We start from the raw sequence: 11,846 nt of genomic DNA on the forward strand, positions 1-11,846 counted from the left end.
TTATATTTTTATAATGTTAGGGTCTAATTGATGTTTTTCTTTCTTCTCAATATAATAAGTCCTACAATAGCTCCTAATCCTAAAAGTATTTCTACAGTAATTGTAGTACTATCACCTGTCTTTGGTGGCACTGGTGGATTTACTACAGTATTATCTTTTACTGTATTATTCTTTTCCTGTGGCACTGGTGGGTTTACTACTTCTGGTATTGGAACAATTTGTTTAACAGGCTTTTCTATTACATCTTCTGATGGTGGTATTGGTGGATTTACCACGTTTTCTGATTGTGGTATTGGTGGATTTATTGTTGCTTCCTCTGTATCAGATGGTCTTGATGGTTTACTTGGCTTATCTGTACTTGGTGGCACTGGTGGATTCACTGTTGGTTCATCTGTACCTGGTGGTACTGATGGATTTACTGGAATATTTTCTTGTTTTACATTTTCTATATTCCCAATATCAACAATTTTACCAATATTTTTTCTATCAATTTCCACCTTTATTTTACCCTTTAATTTTTCATATCCACTTGGAGCCATTGTCTCCACTAAATAATATGTTCCTGGATTTTTGACACTAGATTCAATTATACCATCTTCATTACTAACTAAATCCTTAACTACTACTATTCCAAAGGTATTTTCCAAATTAAATTTTGCACCTTCAAGAGCACTTTTATCTGAACTGTCTACCTTCTTAGCTTCAAAAGCATATCCTTGTTTAGTAGTTTCTACACCAGGAGGACTTGAACCATTAATCTGAGCTACATTTTGTATAGTCTCCCCTACTTTTACATCTGTAAAATCTGCATCAAATGTAACCCAACCTTGTACAGGTTCACCTTCTTTTATTTGCTTAAATTCATATTTATTTACTAATCTTATAGTATTTTTTCCATCTTCAGCTTCTTTTTTAAGTTCAAGATTATCAGAGTATTTTATATTAGATATTTTTAATTTTGGATTTACTTCATCTAAAATATTTACTTGCCCTGCATCATAAACACCATAAGTTGACATGTTTATTTTATACTTAACTATTTGGTTATCATTTCCATCTAATACCTTTTTATCAACCTCTTTTTTGGCACTTATTAATCCAGAGTTCTTCTTAAAACTTATCTCATCTCTTTTATCTACTTGACTATTATTCGCATCAAGAACAGCTCTATTTGTATAACTATCTTCAATACTAATAACTTTTAATGTATATGCTATAAAGAACTTTGATTCTACTTCTTCCTCACTAAGATTAATTGTAAATCCAGTTATAACTTTTTCTACTTGCCCACTTTCATTTCTTTTTTCTTCTGTTTTATATGAAATATTATTTGCAATTTTTTCTTTACTCCAAGGAGTCCAGCCACCATTCATTGGAACTTCTACAACTCTAAAATCATGCCCAGCTTCTCCAGCAGTAGTTAATCTCATACCTTCTGGTATATTATCTGTTATAACCACATTACTTACTGGTGATTTATCATCATTTATTGAAATCTGATAGTTGATTACTTGACCTACTTGAGTAATATTTGTTGCTCCTGAATGCCCCTTAGTCAAAAGATAATCATTTCCTCTATCAAATATACTTACAATAGCATCATCTTCTTGAACTTTATTACCTGCAGATTCTAATCTAGCTATATTCTTATATTTGTTACCATGTTTTGCATTTTCATCACTAATTCTAGCCTTATACTTAACAGTATACGCTTTATCTATATCTCCAAAAGTAACTGAAATAGAATTTTCACCTTGTTCAATATTAAAATCACTTACTTCTTTTCCATTGCTTGCTACTATACTTACAGAATCTTTTATTAATGTCATTCCTTCAGGGAGTTCGTCATATAAAGTAATATCTTTTAATTCTTCTTCTTTTTCATTTACTTGTATAGTATAATTTACATCTTTATTTTTAACTGGCATAAATACAGTAGTTGACTCTCTTCCTTCAACAAGCTTCTTAAGTGTTCCTTTAGCTTCTTCAATGTCTTCTTTATCGCCAGGTTTTATTTCTATATCCACATCTCCATTTCCACTTTCTATCTTTCCAGTAGTTTCAATATGAATTTTGGCACTTGTTTCTTCATTAACTTTATTCACATATGCTTCTAATCCAATTTTTCCTTGCATTACACTTTGACCATTAGGTAATTCTCTAAATGTAAGCGTATACTCTCCATTACTCTCTGTTTTATCAAAACATTCACTTGTATAATCTAAATTAACTTTATTAAATACATCTGGAACCTTAAAAGTTATTGAGTCACCTGCTTTTATCCCTTTTGATGTTGGAGTATAAGTTAAATTAAATGTAATTTTTTTCATTGACTCTGTTTCTATTGCATCATTATTAATTTTTACGATAAATCCGTGGTCTTCATTATCTTCATTAAGTTCTTCTTCTAAAGTCTTAAGTAAATTTTCATCCTCTATCGAAGTTTGTTCTGGTTTCTTGTTTTCTTCTGGTTTCTCTCCTTCTGGAGTTTGCTCTGGCTTCTTATTTTCTTCTTGCTTATCTCCTTCTGGAGTCTGTTCTGGCTTCTTATTTTCCTCTTGTTTATCCCCTTCTGGCGTTTGCTCTGGCTTCTTATTTTCTTCTTGCTTATCTCCTTCTGGCGTTTGCTCTGGCTTCTTATTTTCTTCTTGTTTATCCCCTTCTGGAGTCTGTTCTGGTTTCTTATTTTCTTCTTGCTTATCTCCCTCTGGAGTCTGTTCTGGTTTCTTATTTTCTTCTTGTTTTCCATCTCCAGTTGGTAAATTATTTGAATTGCTTTGTATAGACCCACTGCCTTCTAATTCTGATGCATAAGATACAGATGGATATATTGTAGTAACTATCATACTTAAAATCATAATTAAACTGATTAATAATGCCTTTTTATTTCCTTTCTTCATATAGATTGCTCCCCTCTAATCTATTTACACTCTTGTAAAATTCCATAAATACCCAATATAATTTAACTTTTTTTATCAAAAAACTATACAAAAAAAGCTATGAAATAAATAAAATTTATATTCATAGCCGGTTGCACCATTGACTCTGTATACCCATAAGGTGCCCAGTAATAGGATATACTTCAACGTCTCTATAATTTTTTTATAAAAATAATTAAAAATTATTATATTCAAATTAAATACAGTTATATATCCATTATATTATGTCTATGTTTTATTGTCTATATTTTTTACATTTTTTTCCTTTATTTTTTTATCATCATTAAATAAAATCCTTGTCTACAACAATTACACAATTATAATCAGGATTCATCTCCTTAACTAGTTTTGTTATATCTGCTTTTAGATCTTCTTCTGACATACCTTTAGAAAATTCAGAAGGATTAACTACTATATCAAAGACTAAATTCTTCTTACTTCCTTTTCCAACTATCCTAAAATCATGCATAGATTTTATAAGGCTGTTTTTCTTAAGTATTTCTTCAAGTTCTCTTTTTGATGATATAACCTCTTCATCATCAAGGCATATAGGGTCCATATGAATTACCAAATATATATCCAACTTTTCAGATATTTCTCTCTCAGCAGTATCTATAATTTCATGAATTTCCATTATATCTATATTCGCTGGAATTTCTGCATGTATAGATGCAATGCATCTTCCAACTCCATAATTATGGATTATTAAATCATGTGTACCTATTATATGTTCATAAGATAATAATAATTCTAAAATAGATTTGACCATTTCTTCATCTGGAGCTTCCCCAAGAAGAGGATTTATAGTATCTTTTACAAGAGAAAATCCTGCATAAAGTATTACTAATGATACTACAATACCTACATATCCATCTATAGGTAAATCAGTAAATCTAGCCAAAATAAAAGATATAACTACACAACTTGATGTAAATACATCTCCCAAAGCATCCAATGACACTGCTTTTAATGCTGATGAATTAATTTTATTTCCCATAAATTTATTAAAGCGACTCAACCATATTTTAACCATTATAGATGCAATTAAAAGTATCAGTGGTACTAATTCAAACTTTATAGGAACTGGATTTGTTATTCTTTCTATAGACGATTTCACAAATTGAAGTCCAACCAACATAACCATAAAAGCTACTATTAATGCTGATAGATATTCTATTCTACCATGCCCAAAAGGATGTTCTTTGTCAGCTGGTTTACTTGCTAGTTTAAACCCTATCATAGTTATTGCTGAAGATGCCATATCAGAAAGATTATTAAACGCATCAGCCATTATAGCTATACTTGATGTAAGTACACCTATAGAAACCTTTACTATAAATAAAACTAAATTAGATATTATGCCTACTATTCCTGCTACATAACCATACTTATTTCTAACAACTTTATCTTGAACATTCTCACTATCTTTGATAAATGTTTTGACTAGGATTTTTGAGAACATGAAACTTACCTCCCTGTCTTTTATTTTATTAATAAACTCGAAACTTGATATCTTTACTCATGATAACACAATTTAGATATAAAATTCTTTAAACTTGTTCTATATCAGTAAAATATTCTTAATTTTCTTTTCTTATAGTTAATATGAAGTAGTTTTATATCTCTGACTAAAATTAATAATGTCTAATAAAATTGGTTCTAGATACTTTATACTTTTATCTAGAACCACTTTTATTATTTTATACCAACTATTTTATTTAACATAATTGAACCAGTTTCTGGACTTTCAAATTCAATTGTAACATTCTTTATATTAGATAAATTTATATTTCTAAATTTTTCAAGTGGTATTACTGTATCACTTATTGGAGTATATCTTGACCAGAATTCCATAAACTTCCCTTCTACATATTCATCTTTTATAACTTCTCCTTCAAAATACTTCATAGCAGATACTTTATCATTTTCTACAATGATACTGCTTTCTTTTCCCTTAGAATCAACTAAGCTAAGTTTGAAAGAAACTACATTATCTTTATTATTTAATTTACTAGGAGAGTTTAATGCCCATCTAAACTTTAGTGCAGAATAAGCTCCTAAGTTATTATTATTTAAAGGTAGTTCTATTTTTCCACTTTCAGATTTCCAATCAACTTGTAACAAGTCTAAATCTTCATTCACTCCAGTATTGATAAATATTTTTGCAGTATCTTTATTCAATCTCTCTGATTCAACCAATTCTTTTATATCAACATTACTTGAACTTATATTTTTAAATGTCTTTTTATTGAATAATTCTACAGATTCACTATATTTAACTTTATTTAAAGTCTGATATCCATACATTTTATAAGGCAATCCTTTTTTATTGAAGATAGGTGATTCACTACTATCAAACTCAAAAATAGATTTCATATAGTCAACTGCATAATTAGAGAAAAAATCTCTATGTTCTTCTTGTCCTAATTTCTCAGGATAAGTTCCATTAGTAGTCTGTGGCTTAGAAAACTCTTTTTCTCCTAAAACTGAGTTGTATGCATTATGATTTCCTCCCACTAGATAAGTTAGACCCAGTGGGCTTTTTCTATTTTTATCTAAAGATATATCATAAAAAATATCATCTCCACTATGAACAACATCTCCATCATACTCTGAAACTATTATTGCTGTTGGTATATCAGGAAACTTTTCTATCGGGCTATTATACGCTGGTGTAAGTGATATAATTCCTTTTATCCCTTTGAATCCTTTTTGTATTTGGTCTTCTGCTATTTTAATTACCCCTGAACCTGCTACAGAATGTCCTATAAGACCAATTCTATTTAAATCAACTTTATCTTTGAGGTATAACCCAAATCCATTTTTCTTACCTTCGTTTATGTCTTTAAAAGTTTGTATATATGTTTGAGCTAAATAAGTTATTCTTTCATTTTCCACTGGTTCTCCATACTTAAAAGTATAATTTACTGAGGTATCAATAGATACTCCTATTATACCATTTTTTGCCAAAGCCTCAGTAAGATATTTAAATCCATCTTCAAAATCATTTTCTCCATCTCCATGTTGTCCATGAAAGATTAATACTACAGGTGCTTTTTCTTTTATATTTTCAGGTACTGATATTATTCCTTCCATATTAAATGGTATAGATTTACCTCTTATAACCATTTCTGATGTTCCTAAATTAAATTTATTAGTTTCAACCTTATTATTGCTATTTTTTGTTGAATTTATTTCATATGATATTTTTTCATTTGATACTGTATCCGAATTAGATTTATTTGTGCAACCCACAAGAAGAGCACTTATAACTATTATAGATAAAATTATACTGACCCACCTTTTAAACTTCATAAATATTTTCCTTTCTATATATCCCTTTAGATAAAATTTTTAAATTTTTATTAATTGCATTTATTCCTTAACATTCACTTATTAAGCTTTCTACTATTATAACCTATAGTCACTTCCTACTCATATAAATATAAAATAATATCACAAACAAATTCTCTATTATATTTTTCATAATACTAGTTATTTATATGCATCTTAATTGACAACTTTTATTTATTAAGTAGCATAGAAATATCTTATTTATAATCAAACCAACATATTTATAACAGATTTTTTATATTAATTTATATCTAAGTAAAATAAAAAATTCTTTATTAACAACATTTTTAAATCAATAAAAAATGCTCTATTTTCTACATATCAAAATTAATTCACATAACTTTTGCTCAAATATCTATTCAAAACATAAAAAAATGACTTTTAAATATACTCATGGTAGAATAAAACAAATAAGTCAATAAATTAAGATTTGGAGAAAAATTATGCTAGGAATATATTTCAGTGGAACAGGCAATTCAAAATATTGTATAGAAAAGTTTTTGCAGGAATATGATATGACATCAAAAGCATTTTCTATTGAAGATAAGCAATTGTTACATCAAATTAGTCAGCATAAAGATATTGTATTTAGCTATCCTACACAATACAGCAACATACCTAAAATATTAAAGGACTTTATAATCAATCATCAAAATTTATGGAAAGACAAGCGAGTTTTTATTATTGCAACAATGGGGTTATTCAGTGGAGATGGAGCAGGTATCTTAGCTCGTTTGCTTAAAAAATATGGTGCAGTCACTATTGGAGGTTTACATTTAAAAATGCCTGATAGCATTGCTGATGAAAAGGCATTAAAAAAGACTTTAGAAAGCAACAAGAAACTCATAACAAATGCAGAGCAAAAAATAAAGCATGCTGTAAGAAAAATACAAGATGGAACTCCACCACAAGATGGAATCGGAATTTTTCATCATATAGCAGGTTTATTTGGACAAAGGTTATATTTTATTAATAAAACAAAATACTATTCAGACAAATTAAAAATAAGTGCTGATAAATGTATTGGCTGTGGAAAATGTGTAAGCCTATGTTGCTTGAAAAATATTGTTGTGAAAAATGGTGTTGCTATACCAGGAAATCAATGTACTATGTGTTATCGCTGTGTTAATAATTGCCCAAAACAGGCAATTACCTTATTAGGTAAACGTGTAATTGAACAAAGTAAAATTGAAAAATATCTATAATACAAGTTTCATTATAATTTAATTATGATGACTAATTAATTTAATTGATTAAAAAAAGACAGCTGACTATTTATCAACTGTCTTTTAAATTAATACTCCATTAAATAAAATCTATGTTATATAATGATTGCTTTTAAAGCACCCTCATCAAAATACATCAGGATTAATTTAAGTCATTTATTTTTAGATTTCCTTTGGGCAAATATAACGTGCCATCCCCTTGCTATGTTCGCCATATTCAATAGCTTCTTTTGGACATCGACATATACAAGCCATGCAATGAGTGCAATGATTTCCCCAGTTTGGCTTTCCATCATTAAGGTGTATATTTCCAAGTGGACATACATTTTCACATTTCTTACAAGAAACACAAGCATCTGTCACATAAAATTTTTTAGAATGAACAAATACTGGATAAAATATATTATTGACCAATCCACTACTGAATTTAGCCTTAAATGTTGCTTTCGATTCTGGGAATGCTATATCAGTTCTAATACAGTGTATTGTAGATGATATTTTCTGCTCAGCTTGTTCAATCGTTACTAGAGCTTCTTCTTTACTTGGTGTACTAAAAAGCGCAATATAGTTTTCTGGCATGACTACAGAAGCACATCCTCTGTAATTCATCCCTTTTGCTTTACACAATTTCTTCAAGTATGTGCCTGAATTGCCAATATCAGCCCCACAGGTCATTACAAAATAAATATTCTTATTTCCACTAAGTTCTGTTTTCATCAACCATTCATGCACAATACGTGGAATACGCCATGCATAAGTTGGTACAACGATAACCCATGGTCTTTCAGATGCTAAATGAGAATAATCCCTAGTTCGAATTTTTTCAAATATATTCAATACTTCATTCTGAAGCTCTTTACCCATTCTTTTTGCTACATATTCACTATTACCAGTCCCAGAAAAATATACAATCATAATTTTAGCAACTCCTTTATAAAATTCCTATTTTTAAACCCATACATATTTTTAACTTACTTAAATACTCAGATATACTTTTTATTTGTATTTTTACTCTTTTAGTTCTCCTCAATATGTTTCGTTAATGTTCTTTAACCATTATATCAGACAAAATAAATATTGCGACATTGGTAAAGAAACTCTTTACCATTAAAAGATTATATATCATTATTTCATATCAAATACTTTTAAAATTATGTTGTTTATCAGTTTATATCTTCAAGACTCTTTACATCATATCAGGACTCATTTAATGGCAGTAAATTAGTAGCAATAATAATCTTTAAATCTCACGAATATTTTGCTAAATACCATATTTTAATGGTCAATCATCTTTTTAAGTATAATAATGTACCATACAAAAAAGTGATAAATAGTATTTTGAAATCACTTACACAAAAACAAATAAAACCGCAAAAGCGTAGTATTAATACGATTTTGCGAAATTTTATAATCTAATTTTTATTATTAAGATTTACTTTCTTACTATTTTTTATTGTTCTAAGAAGTAATTTTACAAATTCATTTGACAATAGAATAGTCGATGCGAATAATATTATCTTTATCCACATATCAAACCCTAGTGACACTGAATTGAAGAAACTTTGGAATACTTGGGTAAATATTATTTGAATCACCCCTGTCACAACTATTACTTGTAATGCTAATTTATTTTTAAATAGATTTGGTATTGTACTGTTTAATCCAAATTCTCTACAATTTAATGCATTAAAAAGAGCACTGAATGCAAATAATGAAAATATAACTGTACCTTGTTCTTCTGGAGTTGCTCCCAATATATTAAAAGCTGATTGTGTAAATACAATTGTAATCATAAGTATAGCATTTATAATAATATTAACAGACATAGACCTAGCTATTATTCCAGAATGTCTATTTATTGGCTTTCTTTTCAATACATAATCTCTAACAGGTTCTAATCCTAATGCAAGAGCTGGAGGACCATCCATTATTATATTTACCCATAATAATTGTATCGTAGTAAATGGCATATCTTTACCAGTAAGTTGAGATATTATAGCAATTATAAATGCTACTATATTTACAGTAAGCTGGAACTGTATAAATCTTTGGAAGTTTTCATAAATACCTCTTCCCCATTTTATTCCCTCTACTATTGTACTAAAACTATCATCAGTCAATATTATATCTGCTGCATTTTTAGATACTTCTGTACCTGAGATTCCCATAGCGATACCAACATCTGCTTGACTAAGAGCTGGAGCATCATTTATACCATCACCTGTTACGGCTACAACCTCACCACTTTTTTGAAGTGCAGAAACTATTCTCATCTTTGTATCTGGTTTACTTCTTGCGACAATAGATATTCCTTTTATTTCTTCTCTTAACTCTTCATCTGTCAGTACATCTATATAGGTTGCTTCAACTGCCTTTTTACCATCATTTAATAATCCTAATTCATCTCCAATAGCAGTTGCTGTATTGATATTATCCCCTGTAAGCATTTTTACATCTACACCTGCATTAAATGCCTTATCAATAGACTCTTTAACACCTGCTCTCAATGGGTCTACTATTCCTACAAAGCCACTAAATACTAAATTTTCTTCCTTCTCATACCCTCTTGGATTTCCGATTAAATTCAATTCTCCTTCTGAAGTTATTGCAACTTCTGTTCTAGATTTAGTCATCTTTTTATAAGCAAACCCCAATGTTCTCATAGATTTAATTTGTAGTTTTTTAATTTCATCGAGAATACCTTTTTCTATTTTAGGAGTTATTGGGACAATACTTTTTCCTTGTTGTACATAAGAACATTTCTTTAATAATACTTCTGGAGCTCCTTTTGAAAGTAGTATATCTGAATCCTCTTGACGAATTAATGTTGACATTTTCTTTTCTTCTGAACTAAAGGGGATTTGTGATATTAAATAAGTTTGTTTTCTCATTTCATTATAATTTTTATCGTTATGATATAAAAGTAATGCACACTCTGTTGCACTTCCAATATATTTAAATGAATTGTCTTCCTTTTCTATATCAGCTGTTGAGTTCACTATACAGTTTTGTTCAAAATAACTATTACTTTGATATTCTCCACTACTTATATACTTACCATCAACATATGCTACTTCTACCATCATCTTATTTTGTGTCAAAGTACCTGTCTTATCAGAACATATTACAGAGACAGAACCTATAGTTTCACAGGCTTCTTTCTTTGTTACTAATGCATTTATCTTTGCCATCTTTTGCATTGTTATGGCTAAAGTAATATTTATCATAGTTGGTAAACCTTCTGGTACTGTTGCAACTATTAAAGCAATACAAACCATATATGCATTTTTAGCAGGCTCTAATGATTGTAAAAAAGATAAAATACTGCTTGTATCCAAAATTAGCATACCTCTTCTTTGCATTTGTATAATCATAAACATACATAATAATGTAGCTATTACACCTGATATACCTGCTATTTTAGCACCTAACTTACCTAATTTAATTTGAAGTGGAGTTTGCTGGTCATCATTTGATAAGTTCTGTGCTATCTTACCCATCTCTGTCTTATCACCAATATGAGTAACAACCATTATCCCTCTACCATATGCTACAAGAGTTCCCCCAAATACCATATTGATTTGTTTTGCTGGTATTGTATCTTGTTCAATTATTTCTGTTTTAGAATAAACTACCTCCATATCTAATATAGCATCAGCATTTTTAGCTACATCATCAGATTCGCCTGTTAACATATCTTCTCTAAGCTTTAGATTTATAGATTGTATAAGCCTTCCATCTGCTGGTATCATATCTCCTGTTTCTATATATACAATATCTCCTGGTACTAAATCATTTTTTGATATTTTAACTATCTTTCCATTTCTAAGTACCTTTACCTCTATATTCTCTGTTAATTTTGATAGAGCATGAGCAGCTTTTTTAGATTTCCCTTCAGTTATTATACCTATGGAAATACCAATAAAGATAGCTCCTAAAATACCTAATGCATCATGCAATTCTCCCACAAATGAGCTTATTACTGCTGCTCCTATAAGAATTAATATCATAGGTTCTGTCAGACTTTCCCCCAACTCGTCCCAAAATGTTCGTCCTTCTTTTATCGTAAATTCATTTAATCCATATCTAAGCTTCCTCTCTTCTACCTCATTATCAGCAAGTCCAACTTCTGGATTTGTCTTTAAGTATTTTAAGACTTCTTTGGTAGGTTTATTATAATACCTCATAACTTTATCCCCCTTGTTAATTATCTATAGAGAATTATATGCTTATGATAGCTTGTATATTACTTTTCAAAAAAAATAAGGAGTTGTCTAAAAATTGATTTTTTTCTAATCAAATTTTAAGTTCAACTCCTCTGTTGAAT

The 11,846-nt window shown here is 29.2% G+C and carries 6 protein-coding genes and 1 riboswitch; of the genes, 1 reads left to right on the forward strand and 5 read right to left on the reverse strand.

All coding sequences use genetic code 11. The features are described from left to right. Window positions 1–23: 23 nt before the first annotated feature. The 3 genes from IC758_RS15475 to IC758_RS15485 form a co-directional block, all read right to left on the reverse strand. Window positions 24–2,900 (reverse strand): SrtB-anchored collagen-binding adhesin, encoded by a 2,877-nt coding sequence (locus IC758_RS15475; protein WP_227860574.1) that lies wholly within the window; start codon window positions 2,898–2,900, stop codon window positions 24–26. A gap of 116 nt (window positions 2,901–3,016) precedes the next feature. Next, a riboswitch (cyclic di-GMP riboswitch) is annotated at window positions 3,017–3,102 on the reverse strand. A 120-nt stretch (window positions 3,103–3,222) separates the two neighbouring features. Continuing rightward, window positions 3,223–4,401 (reverse strand): cation diffusion facilitator family transporter, encoded by a 1,179-nt coding sequence (locus IC758_RS15480; RefSeq protein ID WP_227824321.1) that lies wholly within the window; start codon window positions 4,399–4,401, stop codon window positions 3,223–3,225. A 233-nt stretch (window positions 4,402–4,634) separates the two neighbouring features. Then, complete coding sequence (locus IC758_RS15485) at window positions 4,635–6,254, reverse strand: hypothetical protein (RefSeq protein WP_227835689.1); 1,620 nt, start codon at window positions 6,252–6,254, stop codon at window positions 4,635–4,637. A 482-nt stretch (window positions 6,255–6,736) separates the two neighbouring features. Between IC758_RS15485 and IC758_RS15490 the strand changes: the two genes are divergently transcribed. Beyond that, window positions 6,737–7,498, forward strand: coding sequence for an EFR1 family ferrodoxin (locus IC758_RS15490; protein ID WP_227482082.1), 762 nt, complete (start codon window positions 6,737–6,739; stop codon window positions 7,496–7,498). A 183-nt stretch (window positions 7,499–7,681) separates the two neighbouring features. On the opposite strand, the gene IC758_RS15495 is transcribed toward IC758_RS15490, so the two are convergent. Then, window positions 7,682–8,434, reverse strand: a complete 753-nt coding sequence (locus tag IC758_RS15495) for an EFR1 family ferrodoxin (protein ID WP_227824324.1) — start codon at window positions 8,432–8,434, stop codon at window positions 7,682–7,684. Window positions 8,435–8,931: 497 nt separating this feature from the next. Continuing rightward, a complete protein-coding gene (locus IC758_RS15500) occupies window positions 8,932–11,706 on the reverse strand; it encodes a calcium-translocating P-type ATPase, PMCA-type (RefSeq protein ID WP_227824325.1) in 2,775 nt (924 codons plus the stop codon). Window positions 11,707–11,846: the final 140 nt, after the last annotated feature.

The organism is Clostridioides sp. ES-W-0016-02 (assembly GCF_020641035.1).
Classification (GTDB): Bacteria; Bacillota; Clostridia; order Peptostreptococcales; family Peptostreptococcaceae; genus Clostridioides.